Origin of the sequence: Micromonospora sp. S-DT3-3-22 (assembly GCF_015354745.1) — a bacterium.
Lineage (GTDB): Bacteria > Actinomycetota > Actinomycetes > Mycobacteriales > Micromonosporaceae > Micromonospora > Micromonospora wenchangensis.
Genome location: NZ_JACGMO010000026.1, coordinates 1 through 21,186 on the forward strand (window position 1 = coordinate 1; position 21,186 = coordinate 21,186).

The following is a 21,186-nucleotide window of genomic DNA, read 5'->3' on the forward strand; positions in this document are numbered from 1 at the left end:
CGGCGCGACCGGGTACGGCCGGGTCGGCGAGGGCGTGGCCGGGCCGGCCGGTGCCGCCGACGGGTACGACGCCGCCGGGCTGTGCTGGCGTGGCGGGGTCGGCGTGTGCTGCTGCGGCGGGGTGGGGGTGTGCTGGTGGGGCGGGGTGGGGGTGTGCTGGTGGGGCGGGGCCGCCGCCGCGGCGGATGGCGGCTGGTCGCCGGCCGCCGGGTAGGGACGGGTCGGTGGTGGCGGGGCGTACGGCAGCGGCGCCAGCTCCGGATGGTGCACGTCCCAGCCACCGGTGTCGGCACCCGCCCACGGGTCGACCGGGGTGCGGTGTTCGGGCAGCTCCGGCGGGGGTGGCGGGGGTGGCGGAAGCGGGACGAACTCGACCGACTCGCCCCACCCGGGCCGACGCGGCGGCGGTGCGGGCACGGCGGCGGAACCGCTCCACCGGGGTACCGCCGGCTCCTCCAGCGTCGGGTCGGGACGCTGCCCGCCCGGGTGCTCCACCCGGGTGGCGTCGGGCCGCTGCGTCACCGGGGTGTCGTCGGGGTGCCGCTCGATCCGCGTGGGGTCGGGGGGCTGCCCGCCCGGGTGCTCCATCCGGGTGGCGTCGGGCCGGTGCGGTGCGCCGGGCGGGGTGATCCGGCCCGGAACGGCGGCCGACCCCCGGGCCGGGGTGACCGGACCGGGTACGACCCCCCGCGCCGGACCCGCCGGCTCCACCGGACCGTCGGATGCGACCGGTGGAACGGGCCAGGCCGCGCTGACCTGGCCTGCCGGGCTGACCTGGGCCGCCGGGCTGGTCTGGGCCGCCGGGCTGGTCTGGTCCCCGGGGTCGGTCGGCTCCGGAGTGCTGCCCGGCTCCGGCAGGCCGGACCATGCCGTGGGGCTGCCGGGTGCCGGCGGGTCGGGTTGCTCGGCCCGGGAGGGCTGGGGCGGCTCCGCCGGTGCGTCCGGGTCGCCTTGCTCGGCCCGCGCGGTCGGTTCGGCGGGCTGCGGCGGCTCCGCCGGCCCGCCCTGCTCGTCCGGCCCGCCCCGCCCGGCCGGGTCGCTCTGCGCTGTCGCGTCGTCCTGTGTGGTGGGGTCGTCCCGCGTCGTCGGGTCGTCCTGCGCGGTGGGGTCGCTCGGGGCGGTCGCGTCGTCCTGTCCGGTCGGGCCGCTCGGCGTGACCGGGTCGTCCTGCGTGGCCGGGGCGTCCTGGTCGGCCGGGGTTTCCGGCGCGGCGGGGACGTCGACGGGCCCTGCGGGGGCGGTGGCGTCACCGGCCGGCGGGGCGGGGGCGGCCGGTGGAACCGGAGCGGGCTCCCCGGCCGGCGTCGCCGGGTCGGTGGGGCCGTCGGGCGGCGGTACGGGGAGGTCGGCCGGACCGGTGGCGACCACCGGACCCTGCTGCCGACCCGGGACGGGGACGTCCCCGTCGGCCGGCCGGTCTACTCCCGGCTGCGGCTCCGGCATCGCGGCAATCTCCTCTCGCACCGGTTGCGAGGTTAGTACCGGGCTGCCACCTCGACCAATCGGCCGCCCCTCGGCCCCCCCGCCGACCGGGAAGCCTCGCACAGCCGGCCCGGGGCCCGCCGGTGCGGTCCCCGCCACCCCGCCACCCGGCCGACCGGCGACGGTGGGACGGGCGGAAGGGCGGGCGACGGGAGCGGGCTGGTCGGCGGTGCGGCGAGCCGTCCGCCGGTGGACGCGTACCCTTGGGCTCCATGAGTGCTCCGTCCACGACCCCGCGCCCCGCCGCGGCCCCGACCGACGACGCGTCGCCGCACCACGACTCCACGTTGTCGGTGTGGCCCCGGCTGGAGGCGCTGCTGCCCCAGGTGACCAAGCCCATCCAGTACGTGGGTGGCGAGCTGGGCGCGGTGGTCAAGGACTGGGACGCGGCGACCGTACGGTGGGCGCTGATGTACCCCGACGCGTACGAGGTGGGCCTGCCCAACCAGGGCGTGCAGATCCTGTACGAGGTGCTCAACGAGCTGCCCGACGTGCTGGCCGAGCGGACGTACGCGGTCTGGCCGGACCTGGAGCGGCTGATGCGCGAGCACGGCGTGCCGCAGTTCACCGTCGACGCGCACCGCTCGGTGCGCCGGTTCGACGTGTTCGGGGTCTCGTTCTCCACCGAGCTGGGCTACACCAACCTGCTCACCGCGATCGACCTGGCCGGCATCCCGATGCTGGCGGCCGACCGGACCGATGCCGACCCGGTGATCGTGGCCGGCGGGCACGCCGCGTTCAACCCGGAGCCGATCGCCGACTTCATCGACGCCGCCGTGCTCGGCGACGGCGAGGAGGCGGTCCTGGAGATCACCACGATCGTCCGGGAGTGGAAGGCGGAGGGCTCCCCGGGTGGCCGGGACGAGCTGCTGCTGCGGCTGGCCCGGACCGAGAGCGTCTACGTGCCGCGCTTCTACGACGTGGACTACCTGCCCGACGGCCGGATCCAGCGGGTGGTGCCGAACCGTCCGGACGTGCCGTTCCGGGTGCACAAGCGCACGACGATGGACCTGGACGCCTGGCCGTACCCGAAGAAGCCGCTGGTGCCGCTGGCCGAGACGGTGCACGAGCGGTACGCGGTGGAGATCTTCCGGGGGTGCACCCGGGGCTGCCGGTTCTGCCAGGCCGGCATGATCACCCGGCCGGTGCGGGAGCGGTCGATCACCACCGTGGGGCAGATGGTGCAGCAGGGGCTGGAGTTCTCCGGCTTCCACGAGGTGGGCCTGCTGTCGCTGTCGTCGGCCGACCACTCCGAGATCGGCGACATGTGCTCCGGCCTCGCCGAGCAGTACGCCGGCACCAACGTGTCGCTGTCGCTGCCGTCGACCCGGGTGGACGCGTTCAACATCGACCTGGCGCAGGAGCTGTCCCGCAACGGCCGGCGCACCGGGCTGACCTTCGCCCCGGAGGGCGGGTCGGAGCGGATCCGCAAGGTCATCAACAAGATGGTGTCGAAGGACGACCTGATCCGTACGGTGGTCACCGCGTACACCAACGGCTGGCGGCAGGTGAAGCTGTACTTCATGTGCGGCCTGCCCACCGAGACCGACGCCGACGTCCTGGAGATTGCCGACATGGCGCACGAGGTGATCCGGGCCGGGCGGGCGGCGACCGGCTCCAAGGACATCCGCTGCACCGTCTCGATCGGCGGGTTCGTGCCCAAGCCGCACACCCCGTTCCAGTGGGCGTCGATGGAGCGGCCGGAGGTCATCGACGGCCGGCTCAAGCTGCTCAAGCAGGCGATCAACAGCGACCGCTCGCTGGGCCGGGCGATCGGCTTCCGCTACCACGACGGTGAGCCGTCGCTGATCGAGGGCCTGCTCAGCCGGGGCGACCGCCGGGTCGGCGCGGTGATCCACGAGGTGTGGCGCAACGGCGGCCGGTTCGACGGCTGGAGCGAGCACTTCTCTTACCAGCGCTGGGTGGACGCCGCCGCCGAGGTGCTGCCGACGTTCGGCGTCGACCTGGACTGGTACACCACCCGCCAGCGCGACGAGCTGGAGGTGCTCCCCTGGGACCACCTCGACTCGGGCCTGGACAAGGACTGGCTCTGGCAGGACTGGCAGGACTCGCTGGGCGAGTACGAGCAGGACGACTGCCGGTGGACCCCGTGCTTCGACTGCGGCGTCTGCCCGTCGATGGACACCGAGATCCAGATCGGGCCCACCGGCCGCAAGCTGCTGCCGCTCACCCCGGTGACCGCGTTGAAGGTGCCCACCGGCGCCCAGCAGTGACCACCGACGGGACGGGGTCGGCGCGCCACGGCGGGCCACCCGTCCCGTTGCGGCGGGCGTGAGGCTATCGTCACCGGCAGCCCGCGCCACGGGGGACGGCGGCCGGTGACCAGACCGAGGAGTACGACGATCAGCAGGAAACCACAGCCGGAGGGCGGGCAGGCGCCGGTCGTCCAGCGTGTCCGCATCCGGTACGCCAAGCGCGGGCCGTTGCGGTTCACCTCCCACCGGGACTTCGCCCGTGCCTTCGAGCGCGCCCTGCGCCGGGCCGCGGTGCCGGTGGCCTTCTCCCAGGGCTTCACCCCGCACCCGAAGATCTCCTACGCTAGCGCCGCCCCCACCGGTGTGGCCAGCGAGGCGGAGTACCTGGAGGTCGGCCTCCAGACGGCGGTGGACCCGGAGCAGCTGCGGGTCGCCCTCGACGCGGCGCTCTCGCCCGGCCTCGACGTGCTGGACGTGGTGGTCGCGACCGGGGGGAGCCTGGCGGAGCGGATCGAGGCCTCGTACTGGCGCATCGAGCTGCCCGGGGTCGACCACGCGGTGGCGCAACGGGCGGTTTCCGCCTTCGTGGCCGCCGACGAGGTGCAGGTCGAGCGGATGACGAAGCAGGGCCGGCGGACGTTCGACGCGCGGAACGCAGTGAACCGTATCGATGTGCTGCCCCCGGTGCAGACGCCTTCCGGGGCAGCGGAGCCGTCATGTGCGATACTCGAACTGGTCGTACGGCAGGTCACCCCGTCCGTACGACCCGATGACGTCCTTTCCGGCCTCCGCGTGGTGGCCGCCCTGGAGCCGCCGGTCTCCCCGAGGGTGATCCGGCTGGCGCAGGGCATGTTGACCGCGCAGGGCGCGATCGTGGATCCGTTGGACGCGGACCGCGACGGGGCAGCCATCGGAGAACGCTGACCGTCGGTCGGCGTTCTGGCAGGCAGACTTCGGCGGTCGCGCACGTCGCGCGCCCGGCGGAAACACTTTTGCGGCGATCCTGCGTGGCAGCGCTCACCCGCGCCCGGGGCCGCCAGAACTGGAGAACGTCCATGCTCGAGAACGAGCCCGAGGGCGGCGAACGGACCGGTTCCCAGCCGGCCGGCGACACCGCCGACAGCACCATCGGCACCGGCGCGGGAACCGCCGCCACCGACGGCACGCCACCGCAGGAGGCGGCGTCCACGGACGGCACGGCGGCACCGACCCGGCGGCGGGCCACCCGGCGGCGGGCCGCGCCGCTGAGCCAGCCGGAGCTGACCGGGGGAGCGCCCGCCGAGGCGTCCGGCACCGCCCCGTCGGCCACCGACGAGTCACAGCAGGCGGAGGTGATCGTCCCGGTCGCCGGTGAGCTGGACTCCGCGCCGAAGACCACCCGCCGCCGTCGCAAGGCCACCCCGGCCAAGGCCGCCGAGGAGCCGGTGGTCGTCGACGGGGTCGAGGAGGGCAGCGCGGAACTCGTCCCGCCGGTGAAGGTGACCCGGACCCGGCGGAAGAAGGCCGTCGCCCCGGCGGCGACCGAGCCGCCCGCCGAGTCTCCGGCGTCGCCGCCGGCCGCCGAGGTGGCGACCGTGGGTGAGACTCCCGCAGCTCAGGTGGCTACTCCCGAGGAGGAGGAGCCCGCCGTGGAGGCGGCTGCGCCGACCGAGCCGACCGTCGCCGACGAGGCCGTGAAGCCCGTTGCCGGGGAGCCCGTGGCGGAGGAGCCCGCTGCCGACCGGCCGGCCGCCGTGTCGACGCCGCCGGCCGCCGGCAACCGGACCGGGGAGGTGTCGCCCGGCGTCGCCGTGCCGGCCGTAGACGAGCCGGTGGAGCCGGCCGAGCCGCAGCCGCGTACCCGTCGGCGGCGGGCCGCGATCGCCGCGCCGACGGTCCTGTTCATGGCCCCACAGCCGGAGGAGCCGCCCACCTTCCGGGTGGTCGAGCCCGGCCCGGTCGCCGAGGAGCCCGTCGAGGAACCGGTCGAGACCGGGCGGCGGCGTCGCCGTGGCCGCCGCGAGGCCGAGCCGGTGGAGGCCGTGGAGGTCGTCGAGGAGGAGCCGGCCGGCGAGGTCGGGGAGGCCGGCGAGGACGAGAGCGACGAGGAGGACGACGACGAGTCGGCCGCCGCGCGTCGCCGTCGCCGCCGGGGTCGCCGGGGCCGGGGCCGGGGCAAGGGCGGCGCGGACGAGACCGACGAGGACGAGACCGAGGAACCGGCCCAGGCCGAGACCGAGGGTGAGGGCGACGACGCCGAGGACGAGGGCGACGGGGACGGGCTGACCCGTCGTCGTCGGCGGCGTCGGCGTCGGGGCGCCGGGGACGTCGAGGGCGGAGCCGACGACGGCGTGCCCACGGTGGTCAAGATCCGGGAGCCCCGCAAGGCCGTCGACGAGGTGCAGGGCGTCTCCGGTTCGACCCGGCTGGAGGCCAAGCGCCAGCGTCGCCGGGACGGCCGGGAGCAGCGCCGGACCCGTCCGCCGATCCTGAGCGAGTCGGAGTTCCTGGCCCGCCGGGAGGCGGTCGACCGGGTGATGGCGGTCCGCCAGCGGGGCGACCGTACCCAGATCGCCGTCCTGGAGGACGGCGTCCTGGTCGAGCACTACGTCACCCGCAACTCGTCGGGCACCATGGCCGGCAACGTCTACCTGGGCAAGGTGCAGAACGTCCTGCCCAGCATGGAGGCGGCCTTCGTCGACGTCGGGCGGGGTCGTAACGCCGTCCTGTACGCCGGTGAGGTCAACTGGGACAGCACCGGCCTGGAGGGGCGCTCCCGCTCGATCGAGCAGGCGCTGCGCTCCGGCGACTCGGTGCTGGTCCAGGTCACCAAGGACCCGATCGGGCACAAGGGCGCCCGGCTGACCAGCCACGTCGCGCTCTCCGGCCGGCACCTGGTCTACGTGCCCAACGGCAACGCCTCCGGGATCAGCCGCAAGCTGCCCGACACCGAGCGCAAGCGGCTGCGGGACGTGCTCAAGAAGCTGGTCCCCGACGGCGCGGGCGTGATCGTGCGGACCGCCGCCGAGGGGGCCAGCGAGGACGAGCTGGCCCGGGACGTCAAGCGGTTGCAGGCCCAGTGGGAGGACATCCAGGCCAAGGCGACCGCCGGTGGCGCCCCGGTGCTGCTCTACGAGGAGCCCGACCTGGTCATCCGGGTGGTCCGGGACCTGTTCAACGAGGACTTCCGTGAGCTGGTCATCGAGGGCGAGCAGTCGTACGGCATGGTCGAGTCGTACCTGTCGCACGTCTCGCCGGACCTGGTCGACCGGGTGCGCCGGTACGTCGGCACCGCCGACGTGTTCGCCGAGTACCGGATCGACGAGCAGATCATCAAGGGGCTGGACCGCAAGGTCTTCCTGCCCTCCGGCGGCTCGCTGGTGATCGACCGCACCGAGGCGATGACCGTCATCGACGTCAACACCGGCAAGTACACCGGCTCCGGGGGCAACCTGGAGGAGACGGTCACCCGCAACAACCTGGAGGCGGCCGAGGAGATCGTCCGCCAGCTGCGGCTGCGCGACATCGGCGGCATCGTGGTGATCGACTTCATCGACATGGTGCTGGAGTCCAACCGGGAGCTGGTGCTGCGCCGGCTCACCGAGTGCCTGGGCCGGGACCGGACCAAGCACCAGGTGACCGAGATCACCTCGCTCGGCCTGGTGCAGATGACCCGTAAGCGGATCGGCGCCGGTCTGCTGGAGGCGTTCAGCGAGCCCTGCGAGTGCTGCAAGGGCCGGGGCCTGGTGATCCACACCGAGCCGGTGCCGGAGAAGCCGCGTACCGGTGGCGGCGCGGGCGAACGGGTCAAGGCGGTCGCCTCGGCGGTGACCACCCCGGCGGCCGAGCCGCCGGCCACCGCCACCACCCCCTCCGCGCGGCGGCGCGCCCGCAAGGCGGCGACGACGGAGCGGGCCGTGGTGGAGACCACCGAGGCCCCCGAGGTCGAGGTCGCCGCCCCGGCGGCCGACAACGGCTACCACGACACCATGGGCTACGACCTGTCCCGGTACGAGACGCAGACCCCGGCCGCCCCGGCTGCGGCCGACGCCCAGACCGGCGAGTCGGCCCGGCTCGCCGGGGCGGACGACCCGGACGCGCTCGGTGACCCCGACGGCGACGACGACGGGGAGGCCGGCGCGGGCCGGCGGCGCTCCCGCCGGGGCGGTGCCCGTCGCCGTACCCGGCCGTGACCGGCTGAGCCGCACCCGACGGCAGTGGACCCCTTCCCCGGCGTACCGCCGGTGGGAGGGGTCCTGCCGTGCCGGGGTGCGGCGATACCATCGGTCACCCCCCGGCTAGGAGAAGAACATGCGCCGCCTGCCCGCCGCCATCGTGGTGACCACCGTCCTACTGGCCGGCGTCGGCTGTTCCGGTGACCGGGCCGACGCGCCGACGGCCTCCGGCCGGCCGTCCGGTGCCGCCACCCCCGCCTCCGTGGTCCCGTCGGCGGCGGTGAGCGGTTCCCCGGCCGGCGGCAACGGGCCGCAGGTGTGTGCCGACGCCGAGGCGGCGTCGACCACGGCGGTGCGCACCTACGTCGAGGAACTGGGCAAGATGATCGCGGCGGTCGGCGCGAACGACAGCGCGGCGGCGGACGCCGCCCGCAAGCGGGCGGAGACGGCGCTGACCACCTGGCGGACGGTGCTGCGGCAGCAGTCCGGCCGGGCCACCGATCCGCAGTTGAAGACCCTGCTCACCGATCTGGCCACCGAGATCGGCCGGCTCGGCACCGACGTCGACTCGATCGACGAGACCGAGCTGGACCGGCTCCAGCAGCGGCTGGACCAGCTCTGCGCCCGTTGACGGCGGACCCGGCCGGCCGGGGGGCCGGTTTGGGGGGCGGGCGGGTGATGGCGTACTCTTTCCTGCGGCGCACTTTGGTGTGCCGAGTTCCCGCGTGCCCGCGCTGCCGGTGTCACAGCTACCCGGCGAGTTGCCATGGGAACGACCGCCAGCAGCCTCAACGACAGGGAGTCCGCCTCCGATGTACGCGATCGTCAAGACCGGCGGCAAGCAGTACAAGGTCGCCGAGGGCGACGTGATCGAGGTCGAGAAGCTCACCGGTGCCCCCGGTGACGCGGTGAAGCTCACCGCGGTGCTCCTCGTCGACGGTGACGACCTGGTGACCGACGCGGCGAAGCTTGCCAAGGTCGCGGTGTCCGGCGAGATCGCCGCACACACCAAGGGCCCGAAGATCCGGATCCACAAGTTCAAGAACAAGACCGGCTACCACAAGCGCCAGGGTCACCGCCAGCCGCTGACCCAGGTCAAGGTGACCGGCATCTCCAGCGGGAAGTAGGTCGTCGGACAATGGCTCACAAAAAGGGTGCGTCCAGCTCGCGTAACGGTCGTGACTCCGCGGCCCAGCGACTCGGCGTGAAGCGCTTCGGTGGTCAGGTGGTCAGCGCGGGTGAGATCCTCATCCGGCAGCGCGGCACCAAGTTCCACCCCGGTGACCTGGTCGGCCGTGGTGGCGACGACACGCTCTTCGCGCTGGCCGCCGGCTCGGTCCTGTTCGGCACCAAGCGGGGTCGCAAGACCGTCAGCATCGTGCCGCAGTAACACGAAGGCGAAGCGGGCCGCGGACCTGGGGGTCCCGGCCCGCTTCGCCGTTTCAGGTGCGGGATGCTCCCGCCGGCGGGTGTCCGTCCCCGGCCGGGCGGGCCCCGCGGGTGCTCTTCTCAGGTGCGGGGGCCGACCCCGCTGGAAGGATTGGCGTCGTGACGACGTTCGTTGACCGGGTCGTCCTGCACATGCAGGCCGGCGACGGCGGGCACGGCTGTGTCTCCATCCACCGGGAGAAGTTCAAGCCCTTCGGCGGCCCGGACGGGGGCAACGGCGGGCACGGCGGCAGCGTGTCGCTGGTGGTCGACCCACAGGTGACCACCCTGCTCGACTTCCATTTCCGCCCGCACCTCAAGGCCGAGAACGGCAAGGGCGGCGCGGGGTCGAACCGGGACGGCGCCAACGGCCACGACCTGCTGATCAAGGTGCCCAACGGCACCGTCGTGCAGACCCTCGACGGCACCGTGCTGGCCGACCTGGTCGGCGCGGGCACCACCTTCGAGGCGGCCCGGGGCGGGCGCGGCGGCCGGGGCAACGCCTCGCTGGCCAACGCCCGGCGCAAGGCACCCGGCTTCGCCGAACTGGGCGAGCCCGGTGACCGGCTCGACGTGGTGCTGGAACTCAAGAGCGTCGCCGACGTCGGCCTGGTGGGCTTCCCGTCGGCGGGCAAGTCGTCGCTGATCTCGGTGATCTCCGCCGCCAAGCCGAAGATCGCCGACTACCCGTTCACCACCCTGGTGCCCAACCTGGGCGTGGTCCGGGTGGACAACCACACCTTCACCGTCGCCGACGTCCCGGGCCTGATCCCGGGCGCGGCCACCGGCAAGGGGCTGGGCCTGGAGTTCCTCCGCCACGTCGAGCGGTGCGCCGTGCTGGTGCACGTGGTCGACACGGCGACCCTGGAGCCGGGGCGGGACCCGCTGGCCGACATCGACACCATCGAGGCGGAGCTGGCCGAGTACGGCGGGCTGGCCGACCGGCCCCGGCTGGTGGCGCTCAACAAGGTCGACGTGCCGGACGGGCAGGACCTCGCCGACATCGTCCGCCCCGACCTCGAAGCGCGGGGTTTCCGGGTGTTCGACGTCTCGGCGGCCACCCGGGAGGGGCTCAGGGAGCTGACGTACGCCATGGCGGAGCTGGTGGACCAGGCCCGCCGGGCCGCCCCGCCGGCCGAGCCGACCCGGGTCGTGATCCGTCCCAAGGCCGTCGACGACGCCGGCTTCACCATCGAGGCGCAGGCCGACGGCTCGTTCACGGTCCGGGGCGTGCGACCCGAACGGTGGGTCCGGCAGACGAACTTCGACAACGACGAGGCGGTCGGCTTCCTCGCCGACCGGTTGGCCCGGCTGGGCGTGGAGGAGAAGCTGGCCAAGGCCGGCGCCAACCCCGGTGACCTGGTCCGCATCGGTGAGCGGGAGTTCGACTGGCAGCCGACCCTGTACGCGGGCGTCGACTTCGTCCCCGGCAACCGGGGCACCGACGTCCGGCTGGAGGAGAAGTCGTCGCGTCCTGCGGCGGCCGAGCGGCTGGCCGCCCGCAAGGCCCGCCGGCAGCGCCCGGAGGACGAGCTGGACCCGGCCCCGGAGCCGGCGGACGACGACGAGGACAGCGACGGGTACGAGGAATAGCCCGGTACCGGTCGGGTCCGGGTCGTTTCCTGGAAACCTTCGTGAAACGGACCCGTCCTACCGTGGGATGATGCTGATCGAGTCCCGTCCCGCCACCGACCCGGAGGTCGACGCGCTGGTCGCCGCCCAGCAGCGGGAGCTGCGCGAGGCCGACGGCGGGCTGGACGGGCAGGCCACCGTGGTGCACGACGGCATCCGCTACCTGGTCGTGGTCGACGGCGGCCGGGTGGTGGCCTGCGGCGGCCTACAGTCCCTCGACGCCGAGACCGGCGAGCTGAAGCGGATGTACGTCCGGCCGGCGTACCGGGGGCGGGGGATCGCCCGGCAGTTGCTCAGCGCGCTGGAGGAGTTGGCGTTCCAACGCGGCCACTCGGTGCTCTGCCTGGAGACGGGCAGTTACCTGCCGGCCGCGATCGGCCTCTACACCTCCTGCGGCTACCAGCCGATCCCGGTCTACGGCGAGTACGTCCACAACCCGTACAGCGTGTGTTTCGCCAAGCGGCTGCCGGTGGCGGCCTGACCGGGTGGCGGGTCAGTCCCGGTCGACGGGGACGTCCAGCCGGCCGCCGGTGCCGGCGTCGTTGGACAGCAGCAGGCCGACGGCGAGCATGCCGAGGCCGAGCCCCAGGTGCAGCCAGCTGTCCGCGCCGTTGAACGGGACGATGTTGGCCGGGGCGTCCCGGGAGACGGCGAAGCCGTACAGCCAGAGCGCCAGGTAGAGCGCCCCGCCGACGGTGAGGTAGAGCCGGGCGCCGCCGAGCCGGCGGGCCAGCACCAGGCCGACCACCCCGAACAGCAGGTGCAGCAGGTTGTGCAGGACGGACACCTGGAACACCCCGAGCAGCTTCGCCCCGGAGTGGTGACCGGCGAAGGCCAACTCGTCGTAGCCGGTGGTGACGCCGGGGACGAAGCCGAGGACCCCGAGCAGCAGGAAGACCGCCGCGACGACGGCGGCGACCGTCTGGACCCGGGGCTTCGGGGCGGCCGGGGCGGATCGTCGTACGGCGTGGGCCATCGCTGTCACCTCCACGGGGCCAACTGCACGGCACAGTCGGACGATCCTCACATTCTGGGCCGACCGGCGACGTCCGGCGGGGAAAACGCGAATTGTGCAGGGACTCCGGCCGCCAGGTGCCCGACCGGGCGGACCGGCGCCTCCCCGCAACCGGCCGCGACAAGCGTCCGGGCCGTGGACCGTCCGGTCAGCGGCCCCGGGAGGCCGGGTCGGCCCGCACCCACCGGGTCAGCTCGCCCGGCTCGACCGGGGCCATCCGGTGCCGCAGCGTCCGCACCGAGTGGGCCGGGCGGCGCACCCGCCGACCGGCGTAGCGCACCCCGCCCCGACCCACCCGACGGGCCACCGCGAGCCACCCGCACAGCCCGCGTTCGAGCAGCCAGAGCGGCGCGGCCAGGGCGGTGCTCGCCGGGAACACCGCCGTGCCGCCGGCCCGCCGCCGGCCGACCTCCGCCAGCGCCACCGCACCGGCCGCCCCGACGGCCAGCAGCCCCGGCCGGCGGGCCACCGACGCGGCCACCACCCCCGGCAGCACCGCCAGCGCCACCAGCAGCCGCGCCGGTCGGGCCAGATCGTCGTACGCCTGGCGGACCCGCTGGCCCCGGAAATGCGCGGTGGACGGCGGCAGCCGGCGTACGTAGAGCCAGGCGGGGCTCGCCTCGGTGCCGCCGTACGCGCGCACCGTACGGACCAGTTCCAGGTTCTCGAAGAGCACGTCCGGGTCGTAGCCGCCCATCGCCCGGAAGGTGCTGCGCCGCACCGCCAGGGTGCCCGGCCAGTCGACGCCGAACGCCCGGTTGAGCAGGGTCCGGCCGGTGTCCCACCAGGCGTGCCAGGGCAGCGGGTCGAAGTAGTTCTGCGGGCGGACCAGGTCGACGGTGTCCAGCAACCGGTGCACCACCCGCAGTTCCGCCCCGGCGTACCGGACGTCGTCGTCGGCGATCACCACGTGTTCGTGCCGGGCCGCCGCCACCCCGGTCAGCACCCCGCGCACCTTGCCGTTGAGCCCGTGCACCGCCGGGTCGGGCGGCAGGTGCCGCAGCAGGCCACGCCAGCGGGCGGCGTGCCGGGCGAACACCGGCGGCGGCGAACCGTCGACCACTGTCACGTCGACCAGCCGGCACAGCGTGCGCAGGTAGCCGGTCAGCTCGTCCAGGCCGTCGTCGTCGGTCCGGCACAGCGGCAGGACGTACTCGACGGGAAGCCGGGGCGGGTGCGGCGGGCCGCCCGCCGCGGCGGCCGGGCGGAACCCGGCCGGGGCCGGTCGCGCGGACCCGGCGGGGGCGCTCACCGGCGTGCCCCGCGACGCCGGGCGGCCGGCCTGCGGCGGACGGTGGTGGCGGCCTCCCGGCCGGTGCCGGCGCGGCGGTGGATGGTGTCGGGCACGGGTCCTCCCGGTGACGGTGGTGCCCGAACATCCCCCGCCCCCGGCCGGACAAACCGCGCGGCGTCCGGCCCCCGCACCCGACCCGTGCCGGAGTCCCCGCCCGGCGGCCTGAAACGGGTCAGCTGCTGTGGCGGACGTCGGTGAGCACCAGTCCGCTGGGCGGCAGGGTCGGCACCTGGGACAGGTCCAGGGCCAGGTCCTGCGGCGGCAGCCGGTAGTCCATCGCCCCGGTCAGCAGGCCGACCGCCTGCTTCATCAGCTCGATGGTGATCCACTCCCCGGCGCAGCGGTGGCCGGCCAGGTGGCTGCCCCCGCCCTGCGGCACGAAACCGTACGGGTCGTCCCGCCAGCCGGCGAACCGCTCCGGGCGGAACCGCTCCGGCTCGGACCAGAGCCCCGGGTGGTGGTTGGTGCCGTACAGGTCGAGCAGCACCCGGCGGTCCTTCGGGAAGTGGTGCCCCTGCCACTCGAACGGGTGTCGCACCCGGGCGAAGGCGACCGGGAAGAACGGGTAGTAGCGGCGGACCTCCTGGACGAACCACTCGGTCGGCTCGTCGCCGGTGCGCACCCGTTCCCGCCAGTCCGGATGGTCGTGCAGGGCCAGGGCGGCGAACAGGACGTACCGGTCGACGGCCACGGTGGGCCGCAGCACGTTGATCAGTTCCACGGCGGCGACCCGGCGGGGGAGCAGCCGCCCCTCGGCGTCGCGGTGCTCGGCGATCACCGCGAGCGCGCTGCCCTCGGGCGCGTCCACGGTGCCGACCCGTACCCGCTCCACCAGGTCGGCGATCCAGCGTTCGGCCCGCAGGCGGCCGCGCAGCCCGCGCCAGTGCCGGGGTCCGAGCGCGGCCGGTCCGTCGATCATGGCCTGCATCTGGGCGTTACGCCGGCCGACCTCGCTCTCCGGCAGCGGTACGCCCGCCCAGGAGCAGACGGCCCGCAGCAGCATCGGACCGATCTCGTCGCGGAGCACCACCGGGCCGGCGTCGCCCCAGGCCGCCAGCCGGATGCGCCACTGGTCGGCGAAGAGCCGGCCGATCCGCTCGACCGCCGAGGGCGTCATGATCGACATGAACATGGCCTTGCGGTCGGCGTGGGCCGCCCCGTCCAACCCCTGCACCCCACCCTGCCCGGTCAGCGTCCGCTGGCCCCGCTTGGGCGCCGCACCGGCGCGCCGGAACCGCTCCGTGTCGTAGAACAGTTCCGCCGCGGCCCGCCCGCGCAGGAAGATCGTCGGTTCCAGCAGCAGCCGGGCGGTGAAGATGTCCGTGTCGTAGCGCTCACACCGGTTGCTGATGAACCGGTAGCCCTCGCGGAAGAACGCCAGCGTGCTCTCCGGGCTACGGTCGGCCGGTGTGGTGGCCATCGGGCTCTCCTGACGCGGTGACGGTGGGCGGACCCGGCTGGTCGGCCGTGGGTGGTCTACCCGGGTTTGGGGCCCTGAATCCCGCCGCGCCGCCGGACGGTGACCGGGTGCCCGCTGGCCCCTCCCGGGCCGCCGCGAACCTGGTTGGCTCGACACCGGGCCACCACGGGCGGCCGTGGGGCGTCGACGACGGGGAGGACCGGATGCGGGAGAACACGCCGCCGTACTGGCGTCAGCGACAGGTGGTCGACGCGCTCGGCCGGCCCGGCGGGGGCCACCCGCCGGGGCAGCCGCTGCTCGCCCGGCCACGCCGTCCGTCCCGACGCTTCACCGTGCACCTCGGGTTCACCGCCGACGGGCCGGAACACGCCCGGGAACTGGCGGTGGCGTACGCGGAGGCGCTGGGCCTGCTGCGTCCGGAGCTGGTGCTGGCCTCGGTCGCGCTGTCCCCGGCCGATGCCTGGCGGGACGCGGAGCGGCTGTTCTGTTCCGCCGTCGGCCCGGACGGCGACCGCTGCGCCGACGTCGCCGGCCACCCCGGATTCCACCACGCCCCCGGGCCGGGCGGGCTGGGCTGGGGCGAGGGGGACGGGTGAGCGGCCGAGCGGGCACCGCCGCGCCGGCCCGGATCGGGTCGGCGCGGCGGTCGCCCGATCAGCCGGTGCCCCCGGGCGCGGGGCGGGTCGCCGCCTACCGCCCGGGGGCCGCCGCCCGGCCGTCAGTCCAGGTCGAACTCACCGTCCTGGGCGCCGGCGACGAAGGCGTCCCACTCGGCCTGGGTGAACACCAGTACCGGGCCGTCCGGCTCGGCCGAGTTGCGCATCCCGATCAGGTCGTCCACGAAGGCCACCTCGACCGCGCTGTCGGAGGTGTCGCCCTCGGCTCGCTGCCAGACCGCCCGGGACAGGTCGAAGTCGCCCTTGGGGTGCTGACCCATTGTTGATCCTCCATTGCCGCGCGTATCGGGGAGCCCGGCCGGCTCCCCGTCGGGCAGGATAAGCGGATGCCGAGCCTGACCCGTGTAGAGGCGACCGCGCGTCGCGCACTGATCGATGTCGAGTCCTATCAGGTGGACCTCGATCTCACCGTTGGCGACGAGCGGTTCCGCTCGACGACCACCATCCGGTTCCGCGCCGCCACCCCCGACGCCGAGACGTTCGTCGAGGTCAAGCCCGCGATGCTGGAGGCGGTCCGGCTCAACGACCGGGAGCTCGACCCGGCGGCCCTCGCCGACGGCCGGTTCCCGCTCACCGGGCTGGCGGCGGAGAACACCCTCACGGTCACCGCCGAGATGGCCTACACCAACACCGGTGAGGGGATGCACCGCTTCGTCGACCCGGCCGACGGCGCGACGTACCTCTACGCGATGTCCTTCCTGGACGAGGCGCCGCGCATCTTCGCCGCCTTCGACCAGCCCGACCTCAAGGCGCCGGTGACCCTCACGGTGACCGCGCCGCCACAGTGGACGGTCGCCGGCAACGGCCCGCTCGCCGCCAACCCGGCCCCGGGCCGCTGGGAGTTCGCCCCCACCGCGCCACTGGCCAGCTACTTCGTCACGCTGATCGCCGGCCCCTGGCACGTACGGCGGGACAGCCACGGTGACATTCCGCTGGGCGTCTACTGCCGGCAGTCGTTGGCCGCGCACCTCGACGCCGACCTCGACGAGATCCTCACCGTCACCAAGCAGTGCCTGGACCGGTTCCACCAGCTCTTCGCCGAGCCCTACCCGTTCGTCAAGTACGACCAGGCGTTCGTGCCGGAGTTCAACGCCGGCGCGATGGAGAACCCGGGCCTGGTAACCATCCGCGACGACGACGTCTTCCGTTCGGCGGTCACCGACAGCGAACGGGAGCAGCGGGCCACCACCATCGCCCACGAGATGGCCCACATGTGGTTCGGCGACCTGGTCACCATGCGCTGGTGGGACGACCTGTGGTTGAACGAGTCCTTCGCCGAGTACCTGGGCACCCGGGTCACCGCCGAGGCGACCCGGTTCGACCGGGCCTGGACGACGTTCGCGATCCGCCGCAAGGCCTGGGGGTACGCCGCCGACCAGCGCCCGTCCACCCATCCGGTCGCCCCGCAGGAGGTCGCCGACGCCGCCCAGGCCCTGCTCAACTTCGACGGCATCTCGTACGCCAAGGGCGCCAGCGTGCTCCGCCAGCTCGTCGCCTGGCTCGGTGACGACGCCTTCCTGGCCGGGCTCAACCAGCACTTCGCCGCCCACCGGTTCGGCAACGCCACCCTGGCCGACCTGCTCGCCAGCCTCAGCGCCGCCAGCGGGCGGGACCTCACCGACTGGGCCGCCCGCTGGCTGCGTCAACCGCAGGTCAACACGCTGCGGACGGAGACCTCGGTGGACGCCGACGGCCGGTGGTCCTCGGTGGCGGTGGTGCAGACCGCGCCGCAGGAGTACCCGGTGCTGCGCCCGCACCGGATCGCCGTCGGCCGGTACGCCCCCGACGGCGCGGTGGAACGGGTCGAGGTCGATCTCGACCCGGCCGCCGACGGTGGGCGCACCGCGCTTCCCGCGCTGACCGGCCGGTCCGCCGGGCTGCTCCTGCCCAACGACGGTGACCTCACCTTCGCCAAGATCCGGCTCGATCCGGCGTCGGTGGACGCGGTCGGCTCGGTGCTGCCCACGCTCACCGATCCGCTGGCCCGCGCCCTGCTCTGGGAGGAGTCGCTGGACGCCGCCACCGACGGCGAGCGGCCGGTGTCGGCGGTGGTGGCGCTGCTGACGGCGGCCCTGCCCACCGAGACCGAGGTGGCCGTCGCCGAGAGCGTGCTCGCCCGCAGCCGCAACCTGGTCGACCGCTACCTCGACCCGCTCGCCCGGGACGCCGCGCTGCTGCGGACGGCCGACGCCTGCGCCGCGCTGCTCGCCACCGCCCCGGCCGGCGGGTCGCTGCAACTGGCCGCCGCGCGGGGGCTGCTCTCCGCCACCGCCGACGCCGACCTGCTCGCCGGTTGGCTCGCCGGCCGGGGCGTGCCCGACGGGCTGGCCGTCGACGCCGAGCTGCGCTGGGCGCTGCTGCGCCGGCTGGTGGTGCTGGGCGCGGCCGGCGAGACCGAGATCGCGGCCGAGGCGGCGACCGACCGCAGCGCCACCGGCGCGGAACGGGCGGCCCGGTGCCGGGCGGCCCTGCCGGAGGTGGCCGCGAAGGAGGCCGCCTGGGAGATCGTCACCCGGGACACCACCCGTTCCAACCGGCTCGTCGAGGCGGCGGCCGAGGGGTTCTGGCAGCCGGAACAGGCCGAGCTGACCGGCACGTACGTCGACCGGTACTTCACCGAGATGCCGGCGGCGGCGCGGCGGCGTACCCCGTGGGTGGCCGAACGGGTCGCCCGGCTGGCCTTCCCCCGCTACGCCGTGGCGCAGCCCACGCTGGATTCGGCCGCGACCCTGCTCACCCGGGACGACCTCACCCCGGGGCTGCGCCGCAGCGTCGTCGACGCCGCCGACGACCTGCGCCGGGCCCTGGTCGCCCGGACGGCGGTCGCCGCTGCCGCCGCGTGACGCCCGCTGTGCGCCGGGCCCCGGCGGGCCCGGCGCACAGCGGCCTACGATCATGGGGTGGAGGACGACATCCGACGGATCGGCATCATGGGCGGCACCTTCGACCCGATCCATCACGGTCACCTGGTGGCGGCCAGCGAGGTGGCGGACCGGTTCGGCCTGGACGAGGTGGTCTTCGTGCCGACGGGTCAACCGTGGCAGAAGGCGGACACCCCGGTCAGCCCGGCCGAGGACCGCTACCTGATGACGGTGATCGCCACCGCCTCCAACCCCCGGTTCCAGGTCAGCCGGGTCGACATCGACCGCGGCGGCCCCACCTACACCGTCGACACCCTGCGGGACCTGCACCACGAGTACGGCCCGAAGGCGCAACTGCACTTCATCACCGGTGCCGACGCGCTGGAGCGGATCCTGTCCTGGAAGGATCTGGACGAGATCTTCGCGCTGGCCCACTTCATCGGGGTGACCCGGCCCGGGTTCGAGCTGACCGACAAGCACCTGCCCGCCGACACCGTCAGCCTGGTGCAGGTGCCCGCGATGGCGATCTCCTCGACCAACTGCCGGGAGCGGGTCGGCCGGGGGGAACCGGTCTGGTACCTGGTGCCCGACGGTGTGGTGCAGTACATCGCGAAACGGCGGCTCTACCAGCGGTGATCGCGCCCGGTAACTCCCACTTCGTCCCGGTAAGCGGCCAGAACTGACAAGTCGTCTCCGCGCCGGGTGTGAGACGCTTGACGGGTCGCACGGTTGATCGAAGGAGAACGGTGACAGTTTCCGAACGCGCTCACGAGCTGGCGATGGCCGCGGCCCAGGCCGCGGCCGACAAGAAGGCGCAGGACATCGTCATCATCGACGTGGGTGACCAGCTCGCCATCACCGACGCGTTCCTGGTGGCCTCGGCACCCAACGAGCGTCAGGTGATGGCCATCGTCGACGCCGTCGAGGAGCGCCTGCTGGACCTGCCCGAGAAGGCCAAGCCGGTTCGCCGCGAGGGTGAGAGGGGTGGCCGCTGGGTGCTGCTCGACTACGTCGACATCGTGGTCCACGTCCAGCACACCGAGGAGCGCGAGTTCTACGCCCTCGACCGGCTCTGGAAGGACTGCCCCCAGCTCCCGTTCGTCGACCGCGACCTGGTCGAGGCCGACGCCGCGGGTGCCGCCGCCGAATGACCCGCCTGATCATCTGGCGGCACGGCAACACCGACTGGAACGCCACCGGTCGGGTGCAGGGGCAGACCGACGTACCCCTCAACGACCTCGGCCGGGAGCAGGCCGACGCCGCCGCCCCGCTGCTCGCGGCGCTGCGCCCGGACGTCGTCGTCGCCTCCGACCTGCGTCGCGCCGCCGACACCGCCGCCGCGCTCACCCGGCTCACCGGCCAGTCGGCACGCCCCGACGCCCGGCTACGGGAACGGCACTTCGGCCAGTGGCAGGGCCTCGCCCTCACCGACGCCGCCGCCCGGTTCCCCACCGAGTACGCCCGCTGGCGGGCCGGCGACCCGGACCCGGGAGCGGGCATCGAACCCCTCGACGACCTCGGCAAACGGGTCGGTGAGGCGTTGCTGGCCGCCGCCGAGCTGGCCGCCGGGGGCACCGTCGTGGTCGCCACCCACGGCGGCGCGGCCCGGCAGGGCGTCGGCCAGTTGCTCGGCTGGGACCATGCCGTGCTGCGCAGCGTCGGCTCACTGGCCAACTGCCACTGGACCGAGCTACGCCGCAACGACCTGCGGGGCTGGCACCTGCGGGCGCACAACGTCGGCCCGATCGCCCCGCCGCCACCGGCCGACCCGGCCTGAACCGGCCGGTCCGCAGCGTCCCGGGCCGGCCGGTCCGCGACGTCCTGCCGGCCGGTCGGGGCGGGTGGTTCCGGCATCGGCTAGCGTGCCGGGCATGTCCGTCGCGGTCGTCACCGACTCCACCGCCTACCTTCCACCCGGGCCGGTGCGGGCGCACCGGTTGACCGTGGTGCCGCTGACCGTCGTGCTCAACGGCGCGGAGGGGCTGGAGGGGGTGGAGACCCTCCCCGCCGACGCCACCCGGGCCCTCGGCGGCCGGCGGGTCTCGGTGAGCACGTCCCGGCCGTCCCCGGCGCAGTTCGCCGCCACGTACCGGCGGCTGCTGGCCGACGGCGCGGACGGCGTGCTGTCGGTGCACCTGTCGGCCGACCTGTCCGGCACGGTCGACGCGGCCCGGCTCGCCGCCGCCGAGGTCGGCGACCGCGTCGAGGTGGTCGACAGCCGGTCCACCGGCATGGGGCTGGGCTTCCCGGCGCTGGCCGCCGCCACCGCCGCCGAGGCGGGCGTCGACCTGCCCGGGGTACGCGCGGCGGCGCTGGCCGCCGTCGAGCGGACCACCATCTTCTTCTACGTCGACACGCTGGAGTTCCTGCGCCGGGGTGGCCGGATCAACGCGGCGGAGGCGCTGCTCGGCACCGCCCTGTCGGTCAAACCGATCATGCACATGCCGGACGGCGCGATCGTGGTACGCGACAAGGTGCGTACCGCCAGCCGGGGGGTGGCCCGCCTGATCGACCTGGCGGTCGAGGCCGCCGCCGACGCCGAGGTGGACCTCGGGGTGCACCACCTCGCCGCCCCGCACCGTGCCGAGCACCTCGTCGAGGCGCTCACCACCCGGCTCGGCGACCGCCTGCACGACACGTACGTCTCTGAGGCCGGCGCGGTGGTCGCCGCCCACGCCGGGCCGGGCCTGGCCGGCGTCGTGGTCCACCGCCGGCCGGCCTGAACCGGTCCGGCTGGCCTGAACCGGTCCGGCTGGCCGTCGGTACGGACCGGCCGCCGGCCCCCACCGGCCCGTCCGTACGGGGTCGGCCGCCGGTGCCCGTTGGACATCCTCGGCGTGCTGACCGGCTGGCTCGGCGAGGCCCAGGGCGGCGACGCCGCTCTCCGCATAGCAGATCCGGCCATGATCAGGCAGTTGTCCACAGCCGCCGTCGTCGTCCACAGCCGACCACCGCCGGGCTGAACGGGTGCTCTCCTCCGGCCTAACCTCGCGCCGTGTCGGAGGAC

At 74.5% G+C, this 21,186-nt stretch carries 18 protein-coding genes and 1 pseudogene; 14 read left to right on the forward strand and 5 right to left on the reverse strand.

Features of this window, described 5'->3' with window-relative positions; translation table 11 throughout:
• Nucleotides 1-1,464, reverse strand: a pseudogene (locus H1A17_RS10385) (hypothetical protein); the annotation flags it as partial.
• 230 nt (nt 1,465-1,694) lie between these two features.
• On the opposite strand from H1A17_RS10385, the gene H1A17_RS10390 reads away from it, so the two are divergent.
• The 8 genes from H1A17_RS10390 (at nt 1,695) to H1A17_RS10425 (ending at nt 11,393) form a co-directional block, all read left to right on the forward strand.
• Nucleotides 1,695-3,716, forward strand: a complete 2,022-nt coding sequence (locus H1A17_RS10390; RefSeq protein ID WP_145921309.1) for a TIGR03960 family B12-binding radical SAM protein — start codon at nt 1,695-1,697, stop codon at nt 3,714-3,716.
• Between the two features lie 186 nt (nt 3,717-3,902).
• Nucleotides 3,903-4,622: a TIGR03936 family radical SAM-associated protein gene (locus H1A17_RS10395; protein WP_145922991.1), complete on the forward strand. Its 720-nt coding sequence runs from the start codon at nt 3,903-3,905 to the stop codon at nt 4,620-4,622.
• Nucleotides 4,623-4,753: 131 nt separating this feature from the next.
• Nucleotides 4,754-7,870: an Rne/Rng family ribonuclease gene (locus tag H1A17_RS10400; protein WP_194821745.1), complete on the forward strand. Its 3,117-nt coding sequence runs from the start codon at nt 4,754-4,756 to the stop codon at nt 7,868-7,870.
• A gap of 118 nt (nt 7,871-7,988) precedes the next feature.
• A complete protein-coding gene (locus H1A17_RS10405; protein WP_194821746.1) occupies nt 7,989-8,483 on the forward strand; it encodes a hypothetical protein in 495 nt (164 codons plus the stop codon).
• A gap of 181 nt (nt 8,484-8,664) precedes the next feature.
• Entirely contained in the window at nt 8,665-8,979 is a 315-nt protein-coding gene (gene rplU / locus H1A17_RS10410) for a 50S ribosomal protein L21 (RefSeq protein ID WP_067312477.1), read from the forward strand.
• An 11-nt stretch (nt 8,980-8,990) separates the two neighbouring features.
• Nucleotides 8,991-9,242 carry a 50S ribosomal protein L27 gene (gene rpmA, locus H1A17_RS10415; RefSeq protein ID WP_088647594.1) on the forward strand — a complete coding sequence of 84 codons (252 nt, stop codon included), beginning with the start codon at nt 8,991-8,993 and terminating at the stop codon, nt 9,240-9,242.
• A gap of 158 nt (nt 9,243-9,400) precedes the next feature.
• Nucleotides 9,401-10,873: a GTPase ObgE gene (gene obgE / locus H1A17_RS10420; RefSeq protein WP_145921306.1), complete on the forward strand. Its 1,473-nt coding sequence runs from the start codon at nt 9,401-9,403 to the stop codon at nt 10,871-10,873.
• A 70-nt stretch (nt 10,874-10,943) separates the two neighbouring features.
• Complete coding sequence (locus H1A17_RS10425; RefSeq protein ID WP_145921305.1) at nt 10,944-11,393, forward strand: GNAT family N-acetyltransferase; 450 nt, start codon at nt 10,944-10,946, stop codon at nt 11,391-11,393.
• Nucleotides 11,394-11,405: 12 nt separating this feature from the next.
• Here H1A17_RS10425 and H1A17_RS10430 read toward each other — a convergent pair whose 3' ends face one another.
• From H1A17_RS10430 to H1A17_RS10440, 3 genes are all read right to left on the reverse strand, one after another.
• Nucleotides 11,406-11,888, reverse strand: coding sequence for a DUF4383 domain-containing protein (locus tag H1A17_RS10430; RefSeq protein ID WP_145921304.1), 483 nt, complete (start codon nt 11,886-11,888; stop codon nt 11,406-11,408).
• Between the two features lie 187 nt (nt 11,889-12,075).
• Nucleotides 12,076-13,179, reverse strand: a complete 1,104-nt coding sequence (locus tag H1A17_RS10435) for a glycosyltransferase family 2 protein (RefSeq protein WP_145921303.1) — start codon at nt 13,177-13,179, stop codon at nt 12,076-12,078.
• 214 nt (nt 13,180-13,393) lie between these two features.
• Nucleotides 13,394-14,641, reverse strand: coding sequence for a cytochrome P450 (locus H1A17_RS10440; RefSeq protein ID WP_194821747.1), 1,248 nt, complete (start codon nt 14,639-14,641; stop codon nt 13,394-13,396).
• Nucleotides 14,642-14,748: 107 nt separating this feature from the next.
• Between H1A17_RS10440 and H1A17_RS10445 the strand changes: the two genes are divergently transcribed.
• Nucleotides 14,749-15,237, forward strand: coding sequence for a hypothetical protein (locus tag H1A17_RS10445; RefSeq protein ID WP_240762351.1), 489 nt, complete (start codon nt 14,749-14,751; stop codon nt 15,235-15,237).
• Nucleotides 15,238-15,359: 122 nt separating this feature from the next.
• Here the strand turns inward: H1A17_RS10445 and H1A17_RS10450 are convergent, their stop codons facing one another.
• Nucleotides 15,360-15,578, reverse strand: a complete 219-nt coding sequence (locus tag H1A17_RS10450) for a DUF397 domain-containing protein (protein WP_067312494.1) — start codon at nt 15,576-15,578, stop codon at nt 15,360-15,362.
• A gap of 66 nt (nt 15,579-15,644) precedes the next feature.
• On the opposite strand from H1A17_RS10450, the gene pepN reads away from it, so the two are divergent.
• From pepN to H1A17_RS10475, 5 genes are all read left to right on the forward strand, one after another.
• Nucleotides 15,645-18,161, forward strand: a complete 2,517-nt coding sequence (gene pepN / locus H1A17_RS10455; RefSeq protein WP_145921301.1) for an aminopeptidase N — start codon at nt 15,645-15,647, stop codon at nt 18,159-18,161.
• A gap of 57 nt (nt 18,162-18,218) precedes the next feature.
• Nucleotides 18,219-18,815: a nicotinate-nucleotide adenylyltransferase gene (gene nadD, locus H1A17_RS10460; RefSeq protein WP_088644365.1), complete on the forward strand. Its 597-nt coding sequence runs from the start codon at nt 18,219-18,221 to the stop codon at nt 18,813-18,815.
• A 110-nt stretch (nt 18,816-18,925) separates the two neighbouring features.
• Nucleotides 18,926-19,330, forward strand: coding sequence for a ribosome silencing factor (rsfS, locus tag H1A17_RS10465; RefSeq protein WP_145921300.1), 405 nt, complete (start codon nt 18,926-18,928; stop codon nt 19,328-19,330).
• Entirely contained in the window at nt 19,327-19,956 is a 630-nt protein-coding gene (locus tag H1A17_RS10470; RefSeq protein ID WP_145921299.1) for a histidine phosphatase family protein, read from the forward strand. The genes rsfS and H1A17_RS10470 overlap by 4 nt, the downstream gene beginning before the upstream one ends.
• 94 nt (nt 19,957-20,050) lie before the next feature.
• The gene (locus tag H1A17_RS10475; RefSeq protein WP_145921298.1) at nt 20,051-20,902 is read left to right on the forward strand and encodes a DegV family protein; all 852 of its coding nucleotides are present in this window, start codon (nt 20,051-20,053) and stop codon (nt 20,900-20,902) included.
• The last annotated feature ends 284 nt before the right edge of the window (nt 20,903-21,186 follow it).

Coding starts and splice junctions, on each gene's coding strand:
- H1A17_RS10405 (WP_194821746.1), top strand. CDS start 7,989: ATGCGCCGCCTGCCCGCCGCCATCGTGGTGACCACCGTCCTACTGGCC.
- H1A17_RS10450 (WP_067312494.1), bottom strand. CDS start 15,578: ATGGGTCAGCACCCCAAGGGCGACTTCGACCTGTCCCGGGCGGTCTGG.
- H1A17_RS10475 (WP_145921298.1), top strand. CDS start 20,051: ATGTCCGTCGCGGTCGTCACCGACTCCACCGCCTACCTTCCACCCGGG.
- H1A17_RS10430 (WP_145921304.1), bottom strand. CDS start 11,888: ATGGCCCACGCCGTACGACGATCCGCCCCGGCCGCCCCGAAGCCCCGG.
- rpmA (WP_088647594.1), top strand. CDS start 8,991: ATGGCTCACAAAAAGGGTGCGTCCAGCTCGCGTAACGGTCGTGACTCC.
- H1A17_RS10400 (WP_194821745.1), top strand. CDS start 4,754: ATGCTCGAGAACGAGCCCGAGGGCGGCGAACGGACCGGTTCCCAGCCG.
- rplU (WP_067312477.1), top strand. CDS start 8,665: ATGTACGCGATCGTCAAGACCGGCGGCAAGCAGTACAAGGTCGCCGAG.
- H1A17_RS10425 (WP_145921305.1), top strand. CDS start 10,944: ATGCTGATCGAGTCCCGTCCCGCCACCGACCCGGAGGTCGACGCGCTG.
- H1A17_RS10470 (WP_145921299.1), top strand. CDS start 19,327: ATGACCCGCCTGATCATCTGGCGGCACGGCAACACCGACTGGAACGCC.
- H1A17_RS10440 (WP_194821747.1), bottom strand. CDS start 14,641: ATGGCCACCACACCGGCCGACCGTAGCCCGGAGAGCACGCTGGCGTTC.
- H1A17_RS10390 (WP_145921309.1), top strand. CDS start 1,695: ATGAGTGCTCCGTCCACGACCCCGCGCCCCGCCGCGGCCCCGACCGAC.
- pepN (WP_145921301.1), top strand. CDS start 15,645: ATGCCGAGCCTGACCCGTGTAGAGGCGACCGCGCGTCGCGCACTGATC.